Genomic DNA, 16217 nt, shown 5'->3' on the forward strand with positions numbered 1-16217 from the left:
CAGCAAAAGGATCCCGCCAATGAACCAGAATTTCCCAGATCCAAATGTAAAACCTTTTTCGTTATGGTCGCGTCCACATTATCCAAAATCCGTTGCGGAACTGCTTGCTGATTCTGACAACCTTCAGCAAAACTTGTTTGATTTCCTAGGATGTGAGCTTTTTCAGTGCCGTGACGATATTGAGGCTTACCTTCGTCTGCTAGTGGATGATCCTCAATTCCGTTCGAAATTGGGGACAATGAAGCGCGGCTCTTATGACGCTCTTGCCTCGCTAGATAAGGCGGAACAAGAAATTGCCTTGGCCATCGCGGTAAATGCAATGGAATATTTGATAGAACAGGTTTCGGGGATACTTAACGATGCCCCCACTTTGCTTGAGGAGAATTATTCCCTGCAATATAAACTACAAGCCAGAATACTGAGTTTCGATGGCAAAAAATATAAGGTGGTCGCACAAAAGCACTTATGGGGAGGCGCTCAATGCCTTTTGGGCAGATCATTTGGTCGTTGGTTAAATATGTTTCACACACGAAAATAAAATATAAGTAGATGTGAAAATTTTTTTAACATAAATTTTTGTAAAACTAGCGGCCTTATATTTTCGCCACAAAATATAGAAACCGTCATTCCGGCAGGGATTGCCGGAATGACGGTTTCTGCTTAAAAATTTTAAAAAATATATGCACACCTAATGACGATGTCGGATTATTTGAAATGTCAATAAACATTCAAGGCGTATAAAATGACAACTTATTTACAAATGGCTCAATATGGAAAGGAATTTTTTATCCCCGCGATGAAAGCAAGAGGCTTTAATCACTACCGGACTTTTAATTTTGTTCGTATAAAAAATAACGGCATCTGCGATCTGGTAGGTTCCCAAATACTTTCTTCTAAGGAAAGAATGAGATTATGGTGCCATGTTTGGGTACCTGAATTTGAAACCGATCAAACGATGCCTCCAGAAAAATGTAATGCGATAAGAGCAAAATTTCCTAATTGGGGTGATGCTTGGGCGGAATGGAAAGATCTTTGGACAATTAAAGATGAGGAGGAAGCGAAAGCTTCTTTGGTGGCTTTCTTGAAAGTATTTGATAAATTTGTGTTGCCTTGGTTTGACTCTATAACCACAGGTGACGCTTTGCTTGCCGCCGCCGGGCCACATGCAGAAGTTGACCCCATCATTAAAGCGGCAACCTCTCTCATTAAAGAAAAATATTCCTTGCCTTCCTCGCATGAGCTATTCATGCTGGACGGAAACCGTAGCTATATGGCGTATGGTTTTGCCGAAGCCGACAGGGTGCTACAGGATAAGCTATTCGATATCCAAGTGACTTTGCCGGAAGCTGCCGAATTGCCGTTACGGCTCCAGCCCAGTTTCGGCGACGCCAAAAAGCAGCCCACCAAATTGGGTGATGTACATCGTTTTATGGGTAAGGCAAGGCTTGAAATGGTCTAATAAAGCCGGACACTTCCAAAGGCATATTATAATGTCAGCAGAGGTGAAAAATGAGCAAAACAGATAAAGTCAAAAAACCTAAATTTACTCTGGAATTTAAGCAAGATGCGGCCAAATTGGTGCTTGAGAAAGGCTATACCCACCAACAGGCGGCAGATAGCTTAGGGGTGTCGTTAAGCGCTTTGGGGCGTTGGGTCAGGGCCGAACAGCCCCAACCCGCCGTTGCTGGTGCCAAAGCCCAGGCAATGAATCTGGCGGATCACAACGAGCTAGTACGGCTGCGCAAAGAAAACGAGCAGTTGCGGATGGAGCGCGAAATAATAAAAAAGGCCGCAGTCTTCTTTGCGAAAGAACTCGGGTGAGGTACGGATTCATCCAAGGGCAACAGAAGACTTATCCTGTCACCGTATTATGCAAAGTGATGTCCGTCAGCACCAGCGCCTATTATGATTGGGCAAAACAGCCGACAGATACTGGTAAGATATTAGAAAAACAAAAGCTTAGGGAACGCGCACAAACGTTATTTGATGCCTCCAAGCGTTCGTATGGGTCGCGGCGGCTGTCGGACGGGCTGAAAAAAGCAGGATTTCCCGTAGGCCGTTATAAGGCCCGGCGGGTGATGGCCGAGTTAAGTTCATCAGGATTCTCCTCAATCGTGTACTTGGCGGTTCACGATTTCAAGTGTCCTGATGGACTCCTCTTAATGTCAAACTTTTGCTGTCTCCCCGGCAGAGCCGGGGGATTTCCTATAATTGGTTAACACCTGCAAGCTAGACCGCCCTGAGCTGAATGATGAAAGAAGGACGCTGCTTGATACGTTTAAAAAGGATATTAAGGCGGTATTGCTGGAAAATGCTCGCCAACAAGATCAAGCCATGGGTATTCGGACAATCGTCAATAAATTTATAAGGGACACTAATGATCCAAAAGCCCCGTTTTTGGCGTTTAAAAAATTTGCCATTGATTCAAAATGGCTAAACGAAATGGTTAAAGAAGCATGTCAACAGCGTCCCTTTGATAAAGGAACCCATTCTTGAAAAGGCTAATTTCCATACTATTCAGCCTCCCCCACTCATTCCCCCTCAGCAAACCCCTTAGCCGTCTTATGCCACGGGGCAATATAAAACAGCAATAACATACCCGGCAGCGCCAAGGCGAAGCAAAGCCAGTAGAAGTGCTGCCAGCCTAGGGCGTTGATGTGGAATAGCACGACACTAAACACACTAATATCGCCGCCTTCGACAAAATACCCGGCCAAGGCATTGGCGAGGGTGCGGGGCGTGGCGGCAAGGCTGGTGAATAAGGCGAATTGGGTGGCGGCGTAGACCGGGTGGGTGGTGGTGGCGACAAAGGCGACGAACGCCGCTGTGCCTAAGCCCATGCCGAAGCTTTCTAAGGCGATGACCAAGGCCAAACTGCCTAGGCTATGATCGGTGGTCGCCAGCCAAGCAAAGCCTAAAATCACCAAAGCCTGTAACAGGCCAAAAATCCATAAAGCGCGGTTAAGGCCGATATACACCAGCCACACGCCGCCGAAAATCCCCCCCGCGATGCTTGCCCATAACCCGGCGTTTTTGGCAACAATGCCGATTTCGGTTTTGCTAAAGCCCAAGTCCAAATAAAACGGGGTCAGCAAGGCACTGGCCATGGTGTCGCCGAGTTTGTAAAGGAAGATAAATGCCAAAATCAGCAGGGCGTTTTTTAGGCCTTGGCGTTGAAAAAATTCGTGGAAGGGTTCGACAATCGCTGCGCGTAAGGTTTTCGGCGCGTATACCGAAGTTACCGGTTCCGTCATGCACAGGCTTAAGGCGATGCCCGGCAGCATGAACAGGGCGGTGACGCTATAGACTACTTGCCAAGAGACATGGTCGGCCAGTACCAGCGATAAGGAGCCGGGGATGAGGCTGGCCAGTTTATAAGCATTGACATGGATGACACTGCCCAGCCCTTGCTCGGACTCGTGCAGCAATTCGCGCCGGAAAGCGTCAATGGCGATGTCTTGGCTGGCCGACAAAAACGCCACCGCCACCGCTAAGCCGATAATCAGGCGCAAATCATCTTGCGGCGACAGCCAGCCAAAAATAGGCAAAATCGCCAGCAAACCCAATTGGGTTAGCAACATCCACGACCGCCGCCGCCCTATGCCTAAGGAATAACGGTCACAAAGCGGCGACCATAAAAACTTCCAAGTGTAGGGCAGCTGGATTAAGGTCAGTAGGCCGATGGTTTTCAGGTCGATGCCCGCGCTATGGAACCACGCCGCGAACAGGTTAATCAGAATGTACAGCGGCAAGCCTGAGGAAAACCCGGTTAAGATGCAGATAAGTAAGCGGCGGTTGAAGATCCGGTCGGTGAATAGGGATGTTTTCATAGGGGGCTTAAGGGGGTAGTTGGCGGGGCTGGCACCTATTCTAAGGGAGATGTAAGGGACGGCGGCGATTTTCTTGTCTTGGGGCGCGGGCATCTTGCCCGCCCTTGCGGGCAAGATGCCCGCGCTCCCTTAATCTTCCCGCTGCGGCGGCGGGTTAGCCGTTTCTTCTACAGGCTTGGCTTCACTGGGTTCCGGCTCCGGTTTTTTGAGCTTTTCCCGCATATATTGCTTAATCACCTGCGCGGCGATGGGGGCGGCGACAGAGCCGCCGTGGCCACCGTTTTCGGCGATGACAGCGATGGCGATTTGCGGGTCGCCGACAGGTGCAAAAGCGATAAACAAGGCGTGGTCGCGCAATTTAAAGTCGATGCTGTGTTCGTTATATTTAGCGTTTTGCTTGATGTTGAACACCTGCGCCGTACCAGTTTTGCCCGCGATTTGGTAGGGTATGTTCCGGCCTATGCTTTTCGCCGTGCCGTGTTCGCTATTGACGACGTTAATCATACCGTCAATGACACTGTTAAGGTTGGCGGATTTTAACGCCAGCGCCTGTTGCGGCGGGTGCGGCGGCGGGCCTATATAGGTGGCCGAGACGATTTTATCGACCAAAAACGGGTTGACGATGTCACCCCGGTTGGCGAGGGTGGCGGTCGCCCTGGCCAACTGTAAGGGCGTGACTTGCAAAAAGCCTTGGCCGATGCCGGTGATTAAGGTTTCGCCTAAGGCCCATTCACGATTCCTATGGTCTTGTTTCCATTGTTTGGACGGCAGCAGGCCGGCTTTTTCCCCGCTTAAGTCTATGCCTGATTTTTCGCCGAAGCCGAACTTTTCCAAAAACCCGTGCATCCGGTCTATGCCGAGGATGCTGGCGAGGCGATAAAAATACACGTCACAAGATTGGGTGATGGCTTGGCTCATATTCACCGAGCCATGCCCGCCTTTGCGCCAGTCGCGGTATTTGTGGGTGGAGCCGGGGATTTGGTAGTAGCCGGGGCAAAACAGCTTTTGCTGGGCGCTGATCGCCCCCTCTTCCAGCCCCGCCAAGGCGACAAAAGGCTTGATGGTGGAGCCGGGCGGGTACAGGCCGCGCAAAGCGCGGTTATACAGCGGTTGGTCATCGGATTCGCTCAGGGCTTTATAGGTGTCGTTGCTGATGCCGACCACGAACGGGTTAGGGTCAAAGCCCGGACGGCTGGCAAACACCAGCACCCCGCCGGTTTTGATGTCTATCGCCACGACCGCACCGTTATAGCCTGCCAGTGCGTCAAAGGCGGTTTTTTGCAAGTCAATGTCCAAGGTCAGGTACAGGTTTGCGCCCGGTTCGGGAGCATTCTCGCTTAAGGTATTCAAAGAGCGGGCCTGGACGTTGGTCTCGATTTCCGCATAACCGGTTTTGCCGTGCAGCTCTTTTTCATAACTGCTTTCTATGCCCAGCTTGCCCAAATGCGTGGAGCCGCGATACTCGGACATGGGCAGCGTCTTCATTTCCTCTTCGTTAATCCGCCCGACATAGCCGACGACGTGCGCCGCCAAATCGCCGTAGGGGTAGTGGCGCACCAAGTGGGTATGGATGTCTACGCCGGGGAAATACGGCCTGACCACGGCAAATTTCGCCAGTTCGTCATCGTTCATGTTCAGCAGCAGCGGGATGCTGGTAAAGCGTTTTTGCCGCTTGCGTTGTTTTTCAAACAGTTCGATCTTATCGGGGCTGATGTCCAAAAGCTGTTGCAGGCGCTGCAAGGTCGCCGCCATATCGGTGATTTGTTCGGGGATAAGGTCTAAACTGTAAGACGGCGTGTTGTCGGCGAGGATTTTGCCGTTGCGGTCGTAAATGATGCCGCGTGTCGGCACCATCGGGGTGATCTTGACGCTGTTTTCTTTGGCTTTGGAGGCGTACAGCTCATGGCCGACAATTTGCAGATACACCAGCCGCACCACTAACGCCGCGCTGAGCAGCGTGATAAGGACTAAAGCGGCGATAATGCGCCGGATAAACAGACGGTTCCCCGCCGTGTGGTCGGTCGCCGAGTACATGGGTAACATGGCGGGATCAGTTAACAGGTTTGGACAAGCGCACAAAGCGCAACGTAAGGTAGACGAAAGGCCAGCAAAGGGTGCCGCTGAGTACCGGCCACCAAAAATCGCCGTGCAATTGTGCCGGATGCTGGAGGTTTTTAATCAAAAACAGCAATAGTTGCGACAACAGCAGGCAGGCGAAGATGAACAGTTCCTGTTGCAACAACGGGAAATGGCGCAGGCGTTTGTGCAGTTTCAGGCAAATATAGATCACCAACGAATACGCCAAGGCATATTGGCCTAGTAAGCGCCCGGTCAGCACATCGGTCAACAGGCCGAAGCTCCAAGCGTGGAAAATGCCCACCCGCTCCGGGAAGCCGATCGACCAATAAATCAGCACCATCAGCACCCAATCGGGGTTGTAAATGTCCAGATGGAAGGGCAGCGGAGCGATGCGCAAGCACATGGCGACACCGATGCTGATGAGAATGCGGCCAAAGCCGTAAGTGTTAGTCATGATGCTGCTCGGTGGCCGATGGGGTGGGTTCTGGCGCGTCCGATTTATTGATAAGCGGTACGGGCATGGTTTTGCTCCAGACAATCATCAGCTCACGGTTGCGGTCGAGTTTGGCGGTCGGAGTCGCGGTGATGCTGGCGAAGGCCTTGTTAGGCTGGGTGGTGAACTCATCCACGGTCGCCACTGGATAGCCTTGCGGGAAGGTACCGCCTAAACCGGAGGTAATCAGCAAATCGCCGGGGCGGATGTCGGCATTGCTGGGCAAAAACGGCAATAACAGGCGATTCAGCTCGCCGCTGCCGACGGCAATGGTCAACAGACCGTTGCGGTTGACCTGTACGGGGATGGCGTGGTTGGGGTCGGTAATGAGCATAATCTCCGAGCTTAAGGGCAAGGCGCGGAACACTTGCCCGACCACGCCATTGGCATCGAGGACGGGTTGCTGGGGGTGTACGCCAAAACGCGTGCCTTTATTAACCACCAGAATATGTTCGTAAGGGGCCATTTTAATCGACAACAGCTCGGCAATCAGCACTTGTTCGCCCAGCTTAAAAGAATTTTCCAGCAAGGCCCGCAAGCGGATATTTTCCTTTTCTAAGGCTTCCAGTTTCAGCAGGCGGGTTTGCTGGATCAGTTGTTCTTCACGCAGCCGCTCATTGTCTTTTTTCAGCACGGTATAGGAACTCATCGACTCGGTGGTCTGCGTGACCATCGCACTGGGCATATCGACCAAGTGTTTCAGCGGCTCGATCAACAGCGATAAGCCGGCGCGTAAAAAATCCAGCCGCTGCCCGCCCCGTTGCTCGGTGACCAATAAGGCGACCGAGGCAATAACCGCGACCAGCAGGCGGGTATTGATGGAAGGGCCGGTGGCAAATAACAGTTTTATAGTCGCAGTCCTCAATATAAGGCGGTTGGGTGGCCGTTTAGGGTAGCTCGGCAAGCCTTGGGGCATCCAGTTGCGATGCTAGGGCGGCACGTTGGGGGCAGTATGGGGGGTATTTTCAGTTAAACGTGGCGAAGTAAGGCAAGCCCTGGGCAATGGCTAAACACCGCTCGGAAGCCCATCCCGAACGGAGTGCAATCGCCTTCAGCCATTGCACGATAGCCAGCCGAGTGTACCAACATTAGCCTGTCGTTTGTTTAACGCCGGAGGCTGTATAGCGCAGAATGGTTAATCATTGCCCATCTTGTTTGCTTTGCCAAGCAGCGGTTCTTAATTGCTTACCGAACACCGCCGCATCTTCGATATCGGCAAACGCCACCCCTTCGGCATTTTCACTATCGGGGTAACGGATAGGCCGCGAGCAACCCACTCTATCGGGCTTTGGTGGTTGCCGATAGGGAAGCTGTTGTAATAGTTTATACTCGATCATCAAGTTTTTAATATTAGAATAAGCAACTTAGCCACTAGATATTGGATTAGTATTTTAATTAAGTAAAAACAACAATTTGCAATGGAATCCGTCCCCCTCCCCAGTTTTCAACCCATAATGAAAAATTCTCTTGGGTATCCGACAAAACCAGATTGATACACTGGTTTTCATTTTTTAAATTTTCCACATCTAAATTTGTCGCCATAGCTTCAAGAAATCTTTCAGTTGGTGTATGAATCAATAAATCACTCGGATCAGAAGTATTTTGTAGGGGTACATTATTTTGTAGCTCTTGAGCGCCCACCAAAAAGAAATTACGCCAAGTTGAAGCCTCAGCAGCATAGCCCAATTGACGATAAGTATTCGCCAATAAGTCTTTTGCTTGTTGGTTTTGAGGGTTATTCAACACAATATGTTTTAAAATCTCGGCAGCCCATCTATAGTCAGCTTGAGCGTAGGCATCCCGCGCATTTTTCAATGCATTGTTCTCCCCACCTGCTAACTCAATATATTTTTTTGCAACAGCTTTAGGGGGTAATGGATCTAAATTGGAAGGATGGGCATCGAACCATCCCATATAATATTGGTATACTGCTTTTACATTATGTTTTAGGGTTCCATAATAGCCATGAGCATATAGTTTTTGATCAAGTGCCGCTGGAAGCTTAATTTTTTCGGCAATTTCAGCGCCATTAAAACCAGAGTTCATATATCTCACCGTCTGATCATGCGTGAACTTATAAACATCTCGCTGGGTTTTAATAAAATCTTGAATATTGTCATTGCCCCAGACAGGCCAATGATGCTGTGCAATCAATACATCGGATGCTTTGGCATGCTGCATTGCTTGGTCTAGATAGCCCACCCATTTTAAGGGATCACGGACTTTAGCACCCCGAAGGGTATAAAGATTATGCATGGTATGAGATAGAATTTCTGCGCCGTTATAAAGTTTCAATGATGGGATAGAGAACGTTAATTCTGCTGGTGCTTCTGAACCCGGCACGTTATAAAACACAAAATCCAAGCCATCAACCGTCATTTTCTGTTCTGGTTGAGTGATCAGTTGTGTAGGCTCAAGGATGCCCATTTTTCCCACAGCAACAGCCTTACCTAAACCTGTATCCACCAATCCTTCCGCATTTTTAGGTAGAAAAGTTCCATACATATAAGTCGCACGACGTATCATGGCTGAACCTGCCATCAAATTTTCACTGGTCGCTTCTTCCATAAAGCCTTGTGGCGCAATAATTGGGGTTTTTCTAGCGTTAATTTCTTCTGTAGAAAGAACGCCTAATGCACCACCAAAATGATCGATATGGCTATGGGTAAAGATAATGGCTGAAATTTTTTGCTCACCTAAATGCTGCCTAGCAAATTTAAGTGCTGCTTCAGCCGTTTCTTTAGAGGTTAATGTATCCACAATAATCCAGCCAGTATCACCCTGAATAATGGTCATATTTGCCAAATCAAAACCACGAATTTGCCAAACTCGATCTGTCACTTTAAATAGACCAACATTATTGTTGAGCTTTGCTTGTCGCCATAGTGCAGGATTAACAGTATTTGGTGCTGGATCATTTAAAAAATTAAACGCATCAAAATCCCAGATCACATTGCCTTTTTCACTTTTAATTTGACCTGTTGGCTTGGCAATAAAGCCTTTTTGCGCATAATTAAACTCTGTCATATCGTCTAAATTATATTTCGTTTTATACGCATTATTTGATTCAATGACCGCTTTTTCGACTTGTCCATTTGCTGCAAAAACAGAAAATGGCAAAATAAACATCAATGAAACCGTTAAAAATTTACCTTTCATTGTCTTTCCTTCTTCAAAATATCCATAAATGTTGATTTCCTTGTCTATACTATTTTTGATATGTGTTGAATTAATAGAAGCTTTTCAATTCAAATATTATAATAACAGCCATCATTTTTTATGATGGAATCATAAAATAATATTTTACAAGAATATACCTGTTTTTATTAAAACTACGCAGTCCTTATTGGGCATGAGTTAGTAGGAGAGAAAAATAAAAATTTTGTTAAAACCTAAAGAAAAACCCCTCTGAGTCTTGCAACTTAGAGGGGTTTTGTCTTAAATTTGGTGGTACGCAGTTATTTAATGTTCGAGCATCAAGTAACGAAGATCATAAGGTTTGACGACCGTTATGATTTCACCTTTCGGCTTGTACCGCTTTTCAAATTCTATCAAATTGATAAAAAATGGCAAGCATTGTATCAGTAAAAAGTCTTTCGTTACCTGACTCTCGTTCATCCAATAAGCAATACATAGACAGTATTCGAGCCTTATCAGCTTCTGTGCATCCTTTTTAAGGAAGATATGCGGTGCATGTGGAGGGAATAAGTGTCACTGGTGCATCGTAGCGATAGTGAAAGCTGAGAAGCAGGAGCTGAACCGTTACAGGGGAATCCCACAAAAGCGGAGCGTTGAGAGTAGTTGTATAGGTTGGTTAAGTTGCATGTTGGAGAAATCCTCGCAGAGATACCGCCATACTTCGACAGGGAGCGCGTGGGGAGAGGTGCAGTACCTTTAGTCCTTGTCTGCCATGTATGTGAAGCATGGTGCGGATACGACCGATGCGTGGCTCCGTCAGCCTAATCAGGTTAAATCGGCAATACTTAGGGGATGTGTTATTTTTTGAATGACAGCCCTTAGGGAGAGTATTGCCGAAACTCTCTCAACGCTCACCATCTGCCTGAGCAAAGCGAGGGCTGTGGTGGTGGTGAGAAAGAGTTGAGTGCTATTGTTTTACAAGATTTATGCCAGTTCTTATTAGGGTTTATATACTGTATCATTTGATTAAATTTTAGTATAAATAATTCTTTCCCTTTTTAAATAAGCAAGGATACACAGTTACCCCTATTTCACTTCGTTTAATAGTGCTAAGCTGTGACCTTGATCAGGGGCTTCACCCCCGATACCCCCGAAAACCGGTTTAAAGAAAAATCAAAGATTTTCCTCTAAACCGGTTAGACCAAGAATGGGATTGTTCAAGTGGAAATAGATTCAGTAACTAAACAGAAAGTAGTACGGGAACGGACGTTTAAAGTCAGACTTTCAGAATCAGAATATCAATTGCTCGATGCCAATAATCCTTTTGGTTCAATCGCAAAGTTGCTACGTCAGTCAGCAGTAGATAAAGCAACAAAGATTTATAATTCCAAAGCAGATGATGCTGAAAAAATTAAATCAACAAAGATTGTTGAATCTTCATATAGCAAGACAGAGAGAAATTTAATCCTAGAATTGGGTCGTATAGGTAATAACGTGAATCAGATTGCCAAAGCGATTAATACGGATATTGCAGGGACAGGTACTTTTGACAAAGTGAAGTTACTTCATTTGTTGATTTCCATAGATCAACAACTTCGGGAGTTACGACCAGATGATCGTTGATTTTTTTAGACATGGTTCAGGATTATCTAAAGGTTGTCTAGATTATTTGCTTGGTGAAGATAGAGAGCGAGAACATGCACAGGTTTTAAGTGGTGATGTTGACTTGACCGCTCAACTGATTGATAGCAGTCCTTTTGCCAAGAAATATACCAGTGGTTGTTTATCCTTTTACGAGCATGCTTTATCTGACCAGGATAAACAGCAGATCATGCAAAATTTTGAGGAATGCCTTTTCCCTGGTCTCGATAAAGATCAGTACCAAATTTTATGGGTACAGCACCAAGATAAGGTGAATCAAGATACTGGAGAGACACGGCTTGAGCTGAATTTTGTGATTCCAAACGTTGAGCTTTCGACAGGCAAACGGCTACAGCCATTTTATGCGCCAGTGGATTTAGATCGAGTGGATCTGTTTAAGCAGATTACCAATGCAGAACATCAACTATATGATCCCGATGATCCGAACAATCAGCAGCTTTTAATCAATAAGAAGAACTTACCCAAGGATGTGAAGGATTTTAAAGATCAGTTACACCAAAGGATTTACCAAGCTGTAGTCGATGGCAAAGTTGCCGATCGGCAAAAATTGGTTGAATGGCTTGAATCGAATGAAATCAAAGTCACCCGACAAACCCAAAAATCAATATCAATCGAAAATCCATACGAGGGCGCAACACGTCCTATCCGTTTAAGTGGAGAGGTTTATGAGCAAGGCTTTAGCGCTACTGGCGAATATCGACAAGAAGTACAACAGCGAATTGCAACGTACCGAGGAACAACTTCTGAGCGGTATCGAGCAAACGTCACAGATTATCAAAGACAGCTTGAGCACAAGAGCCAATATCACAGCGACCGCTATCCAGCAGTCAGACGAGAAATTAGCGCAGAACCTACAGAACAGCTCACAGCAGATCGAGAAGCAGCTCGACCAGTACCAAGCCTTGCTACAGTCCAAATTGAGCCGTTTAAAGCAAATGAACGAGCAGATACAGACAAAAGAACAGCAAGTTCAGAACAAAAGCCTACTGAAACAGCTTACCACTTTGAATATGGCAATGATTTTGGGAGCTGCTATTTTAATTATTCTCATTATTGCGCTCGGTTTTATGGGCAAAAGCAAGTACAACGAGATACGGACACTCAATATGACCATCAACGAGAAACAAATGCGAGTGGATCACCTGAACCGATCGGGGGGCAGTTTGACGTTCAGCACATGCAGACAGCAAAACAGCAAAGCCCAACGTCTATGTATTCAGATCAACAAGGACGCAGGGGATTGGCAGAACAACTTCATGGTGCCGATGGGGTATTAAGTGATGACCGAATTAGAAACACAGTTATTGAAAATCATCGAAGAACAACAGCAGCAATTACAGCAACAACAAACTCAGTTGCAGCAGCAACAGCAGAGTTTAGACGTGATGCAAAAGAAAATTATCCAAGCCTTATCAGCACAATCAAAGGCAATGGAGAGCGTACAGACAGACTTAGTGCAAACACAAAAGTCATTATCGACAATACAGACACAATTTCACGAATTGGAAAAAAATACAGCGACCTATACCGAGCAGATCAATGGCAAAGTCAGGGAGATGAGCCAAATTACAACGAATTACGAGGACGTACTGGAGAAAATCTCAACCACACAACGGTCAGTCTCGTCACAAGTAGCCAAAGCTCAGCAGAATTTGCTCGAAACGTCCGAACTATTGAAGCGAATATCGTCCAAATGAAGGAACGGAAAAAGGAAATGGAGCAGCCCCAACCTAAGCGAGATCGGGGCATGAATTTTGGCATGTAGGGTTTATGCTCGATTCCGACTGTTGCTAATCAAAAATATGGAACAATGATTAAATATTAGGCGTGAAACGTGAAGAATCAATAAAAAAGCCCGACTTAGACAAGTTAGGCTTTTTTATTGATTGTAAATTATTGAAATAATTAAACTAATTTTGTATTTATGTGCACTAATGTGTGCACATAAAAGCGGAGACTTTAATTTGGTAGGGTTCTTTAAGCCCAGTCATTTCATCCTAATCATTTGGTCGAGTGACAATTGGAAAAGTTGAGTCTGGACGTTTAAACATTGCAAAGAATTTTCCAATTTCCAATGGATTGCCTTTGACTTTACTTTCGTTAGAAAGCAGGACTTTTACCCCTTTTATTTGACCTGTAATCATTTTTAGATATAAGGGCTTGGTTACGGTTAATGTTGGGCAATCCGATGCCAAATCTTTACTGTCATCATGACGCTTAAACTGCATGATTGAGTTTTCAACCCATAATGAAAAATTCTCTTGGGTATCCGACAAAACCAGATTGATACACTGGTTTTCATTTTTTAAATTTTCCACATCTAAATTTGTCGCCATAGCTTCAAGAAATCTTTCAGTTGGCCTTGCTTGGAACGAAAGCACCGTAACCCGCCCAGACAAAAGACATCGGCAAGGGGGTTGCTGAACTTCCATAAAAGGAAGAAAAAACATTGTTTCTGAACAGAATTTCCTTAACTTAATGGCAGTGAGGGCTGGGGTGGGGTTTAACACGCTGAAACGCAATGGAACGCCGACTTAATTTCACGCGCGTTCCTAAGCAAGCATTAAGCTTCTATCACCCCACCGCCTTCACCGCAAAACGCCGTTGCAACAGCAACAACACACCGCCCAAACCAAACCAAACCACCGTAGCAGGTTCAGGAATGGCTTTTAACTGAATGTCATTACCCAACGACCCACTATCAGCATTAGACGAATAACTCACATAAAAGTTATAGCTGCGGCCACCGTAGCTGGCCGCTACCGTATGGCCTTGGCTGAACAAACCGCTAATGGCATCGCTGCCGTCATTTAACAAAATGTTGAAAGTCTGGTCAGCGGTGGGGGCGGACAACAACGTCAGCACCAGATTGGCGTTAGCCAAAGACACCGCCCCGCCCACGCTTAACATATCGTTAAAGCCCAAACCGCCCGCGTTTTTCGGGTCCAAATCCAAAGCGAACGTACTGTTACTGCCCAGTGTCGTGTTGCCTGTATGCAGTGTACCGACCCCACCGATACCCGTCGCCAACGTGCCGCCTTGGTCAACTGTGACCGTTCCGGCTATGCTGCCCGTACCGCCCAAACTCGCGCCAGATTTCACTTCCACCGCCCCCGTACCCGTCGCCGAACCCGTCGTGTTCGCCGCCAGCAAGGTGCCGCCATTAATCGTGGTCGCGCCGCTGTAGCTGCTTGCGCCCGCTAGCGTGGTAGTGCCGCTGTTGACCTGCACAGTGGTGAAGTTTGACAACGCGCCGTTATAAGCAAAGCTATTGCCCGTGCCGATATTCAAGTTCAGGGTGCTAGTGCCCGTACCGCCGGACATATCGCCTTGGACGGAAGCCGCACCGCCTTGGATATTCAAGGTATTCGTGCCACCGCCCAAGTCGATGGCTTTGCCGCTACTGCTGCCGTTAATAATACCCGCATTAGTGATAGTATCGTTATCCGCGCCCGTCAAAATCGCCGCGTTAGCCGTACCGCCGCCTTGGATAGTCGCGCCCGCGTTATTGTTAATGGTGACGGTATGGCCGCTGGCAGGGCCATTGACGGCAATACCGGAATCACTGTCGCCCCGGATCAGGCCACCCGCTTGGTTCGTCACCGTCGCATCGCCATAAATGGCCTCGCGCGTACCCGCCAAAGGCCCGCTAGTGACATCGTTGCCCAACAAAGAAATGCCCCGGCCTACCGCGTTGGTGTTGCCAGCGGCAACCAAACCTTCGATAGTGCCGGAGTTAGTGATAGTGCCGCCGCCTACCGAAATGCCTTCACTTTGCGCAGGCGAACCGACAACACTGCTATAGGCGTTAATCGAACGGATAATGCCGGTATTAGTGACATTGACCAAACCGTCCACATCAATACCGTCACCGTCGCCCGTCACGCCGTTACCCGTGATAGTGCCGTGGTTGACCACCGTAACATTTTGGTTGGCGTTAAAACCGTCGAGATTGATACCGGAACCGTTATCGCCTTTAATGATGCCACCCGCATTATTCGTGACACTGGCGGTAAAAGTGACGGTATTATCCAGCGCACCGCCCGTGATGCCGTGGCGGGCGCCCTCAATCGTTCCGCTGGTATCATTGGTGATTTGAACGCCGCTGTTGTTTTGCACATCAACACCGTCACTGCTGCTGCCCGTAGACGTGGTCGACTTCATCAGCCCGGCGTTATTCACCGTGCCGCCGACCCCAGGGCGTACTGCGTCCGCTTCCGTGGCCTGCATAATCCCGGTCGAGTAGTTATTGATGATATTGCTGCCCGTGGTGATGGCGGCAAAGTCCACCACTTGCGAACCGCCTGCCGACGCGTTCAGCGAAGTCATCGTGCCATAATTATTGAGCGTGACACTGGCGACCGCTTTGTTCATCTGGATAACGTCCGCGTCCGCCGTTTTCATCAGCGCGGTTGAATTATTGCTGCTGCCGTTGTTAACGGTCAGCCCCGTCACCCCCGTATTGTCACGGACAGCCCGGCCTGTGCCGGATTGGAAGATCGTACCGAGATTGCTCAGGGTAGCGTTATTGCCAGTGATACTGACCGCCACCGGGGTGCTGGAAACCGTCAGCGACCCGCCGCTGCCGACCGTACCCGTCTGGCCGCTGGCGCTGCCAAGGGTTTGCGCACTGGTGGACGTGCCAGTGATATTGAAGCTAGTCGCCTGGGAAACCGGGCTGAACAACAGGCTAGTGGTTGCCAACAGGCCGCCAAATGTAAGGGCTTTTTGCATGATATCCTTCGGAAATAGAGTGGGTTAAACCGTTATTATGTTGTGAAACCGTACCTAAACGCCCTACTGCCTGAGCTTTAGCCACATAAGATAGCCATTAGCTTAATGCCTATCTTATGTCAAAAGACCGCGTTCGGGCAGAGTTTAACGGGAGCGGTCAGGCGTTTTTTAAGCAATAGATTTTAATAATCCGTGTGTTATTATTAGCCGCCTAATAAAGAAAATGCCGCCCTAACCACTGGCTTACCACCCGCCCTTGTTGTGGAACTTAGCGGACAGGC

15 protein-coding genes are annotated in these 16217 nt (G+C 47.8%); 7 read left to right on the forward strand and 8 right to left on the reverse strand.

All coding sequences use genetic code 11. The annotated features are described in order from the left end of the window. The first annotated feature begins 19 nt into the window (after positions 1-19). From CEK71_RS21420 to CEK71_RS21440, 5 genes are all read left to right on the forward strand, one after another. Entirely contained in the window at positions 20-538 is a 519-nt protein-coding gene (locus tag CEK71_RS21420; RefSeq protein ID WP_088621284.1) for a hypothetical protein, read from the forward strand. A gap of 204 nt (positions 539-742) precedes the next feature. Continuing rightward, positions 743-1459: a hypothetical protein gene (locus tag CEK71_RS21425; RefSeq protein WP_157679547.1), complete on the forward strand. Its 717-nt coding sequence runs from the start codon at positions 743-745 to the stop codon at positions 1457-1459. Between the two features lie 50 nt (positions 1460-1509). After that, entirely contained in the window at positions 1510-1821 is a 312-nt protein-coding gene (locus CEK71_RS21430; RefSeq protein ID WP_088621286.1) for a transposase, read from the forward strand. A 59-nt stretch (positions 1822-1880) separates the two neighbouring features. Next, entirely contained in the window at positions 1881-2219 is a 339-nt protein-coding gene (locus CEK71_RS21435; RefSeq protein ID WP_157679549.1) for an IS3 family transposase, read from the forward strand. Then, positions 2212-2496, forward strand: a complete 285-nt coding sequence (locus tag CEK71_RS21440; protein ID WP_088621288.1) for a hypothetical protein — start codon at positions 2212-2214, stop codon at positions 2494-2496. The genes CEK71_RS21435 and CEK71_RS21440 overlap by 8 nt, the downstream gene beginning before the upstream one ends. Before the next feature lie 35 nt (positions 2497-2531). Here the strand turns inward: CEK71_RS21440 and CEK71_RS21445 are convergent, their stop codons facing one another. From CEK71_RS21445 to CEK71_RS21470, 6 genes are all read right to left on the reverse strand, one after another. Further along, on the reverse strand, positions 2532-3923 hold the full coding sequence (locus CEK71_RS21445; RefSeq protein ID WP_198328378.1) for an AmpG family muropeptide MFS transporter: 1392 nt from the start codon (positions 3921-3923) through the stop codon (positions 2532-2534). Positions 3924-3959: 36 nt separating this feature from the next. Then, positions 3960-5873 (reverse strand): penicillin-binding protein 2, encoded by a 1914-nt coding sequence (gene mrdA / locus CEK71_RS21450; protein WP_088621289.1) that lies wholly within the window; start codon positions 5871-5873, stop codon positions 3960-3962. Between the two features lie 7 nt (positions 5874-5880). Continuing rightward, entirely contained in the window at positions 5881-6363 is a 483-nt protein-coding gene (gene mreD, locus CEK71_RS21455; RefSeq protein WP_088621290.1) for a rod shape-determining protein MreD, read from the reverse strand. After that, complete coding sequence (gene mreC, locus CEK71_RS21460) at positions 6356-7210, reverse strand: rod shape-determining protein MreC (protein ID WP_232463844.1); 855 nt, start codon at positions 7208-7210, stop codon at positions 6356-6358. The genes mreD and mreC overlap by 8 nt, the downstream gene beginning before the upstream one ends. 331 nt (positions 7211-7541) lie before the next feature. Further along, positions 7542-7739 carry a hypothetical protein gene (locus CEK71_RS21465; protein ID WP_088621292.1) on the reverse strand — a complete coding sequence of 66 codons (198 nt, stop codon included), beginning with the start codon at positions 7737-7739 and terminating at the stop codon, positions 7542-7544. Between the two features lie 58 nt (positions 7740-7797). Next, positions 7798-9561: an alkyl/aryl-sulfatase gene (locus CEK71_RS21470; protein ID WP_269766586.1), complete on the reverse strand. Its 1764-nt coding sequence runs from the start codon at positions 9559-9561 to the stop codon at positions 7798-7800. 1200 nt (positions 9562-10761) lie between these two features. On the opposite strand from CEK71_RS21470, the gene CEK71_RS21475 reads away from it, so the two are divergent. Both CEK71_RS21475 and CEK71_RS21480 read left to right on the forward strand, forming a co-directional pair. Then, positions 10762-11163 carry a MobC family plasmid mobilization relaxosome protein gene (locus CEK71_RS21475; RefSeq protein ID WP_004706792.1) on the forward strand — a complete coding sequence of 134 codons (402 nt, stop codon included), beginning with the start codon at positions 10762-10764 and terminating at the stop codon, positions 11161-11163. Further along, the gene (locus tag CEK71_RS21480; RefSeq protein ID WP_004706791.1) at positions 11153-12967 is read left to right on the forward strand and encodes a relaxase family protein; all 1815 of its coding nucleotides are present in this window, start codon (positions 11153-11155) and stop codon (positions 12965-12967) included. Before CEK71_RS21475 ends, CEK71_RS21480 begins: the two co-directional genes overlap by 11 nt. A 232-nt stretch (positions 12968-13199) precedes the next feature. Here CEK71_RS21480 and CEK71_RS21485 read toward each other — a convergent pair whose 3' ends face one another. Both CEK71_RS21485 and CEK71_RS21490 read right to left on the reverse strand, forming a co-directional pair. Continuing rightward, the gene (locus tag CEK71_RS21485) at positions 13200-13712 is read right to left on the reverse strand and encodes an alkyl sulfatase C-terminal domain-containing protein (protein ID WP_269766587.1); all 513 of its coding nucleotides are present in this window, start codon (positions 13710-13712) and stop codon (positions 13200-13202) included. A gap of 64 nt (positions 13713-13776) precedes the next feature. After that, the gene (locus tag CEK71_RS21490; RefSeq protein WP_088621294.1) at positions 13777-15936 is read right to left on the reverse strand and encodes a beta strand repeat-containing protein; all 2160 of its coding nucleotides are present in this window, start codon (positions 15934-15936) and stop codon (positions 13777-13779) included. Positions 15937-16217: the final 281 nt, after the last annotated feature.

The organism is Methylovulum psychrotolerans (genome assembly GCF_002209385.1).
Lineage (GTDB): Bacteria > Pseudomonadota > Gammaproteobacteria > Methylococcales > Methylomonadaceae > Methylovulum > Methylovulum psychrotolerans.

Bases quoted from the DNA above. Each gene is read 5' to 3' on its own strand.
- CEK71_RS21430 (WP_088621286.1), top strand. From the start codon at position 1,510: ATGAGCAAAACAGATAAAGTCAAAAAACCTAAATTTACTCTGGAATTT.
- CEK71_RS21465 (WP_088621292.1), bottom strand. From the start codon at position 7,739: ATGATCGAGTATAAACTATTACAACAGCTTCCCTATCGGCAACCACCA.
- mrdA (WP_088621289.1), bottom strand. From the start codon at position 5,873: ATGTTACCCATGTACTCGGCGACCGACCACACGGCGGGGAACCGTCTG.
- CEK71_RS21490 (WP_088621294.1), bottom strand. From the start codon at position 15,936: ATGCAAAAAGCCCTTACATTTGGCGGCCTGTTGGCAACCACTAGCCTG.
- CEK71_RS21480 (WP_004706791.1), top strand. From the start codon at position 11,153: ATGATCGTTGATTTTTTTAGACATGGTTCAGGATTATCTAAAGGTTGT.
- CEK71_RS21425 (WP_157679547.1), top strand. From the start codon at position 743: ATGACAACTTATTTACAAATGGCTCAATATGGAAAGGAATTTTTTATC.
- CEK71_RS21445 (WP_198328378.1), bottom strand. From the start codon at position 3,923: ATGCCCGCGCCCCAAGACAAGAAAATCGCCGCCGTCCCTTACATCTCC.
- mreD (WP_088621290.1), bottom strand. From the start codon at position 6,363: ATGACTAACACTTACGGCTTTGGCCGCATTCTCATCAGCATCGGTGTC.
- CEK71_RS21435 (WP_157679549.1), top strand. From the start codon at position 1,881: ATGTCCGTCAGCACCAGCGCCTATTATGATTGGGCAAAACAGCCGACA.
- CEK71_RS21470 (WP_269766586.1), bottom strand. From the start codon at position 9,561: ATGAAAGGTAAATTTTTAACGGTTTCATTGATGTTTATTTTGCCATTT.
- CEK71_RS21420 (WP_088621284.1), top strand. From the start codon at position 20: ATGAACCAGAATTTCCCAGATCCAAATGTAAAACCTTTTTCGTTATGG.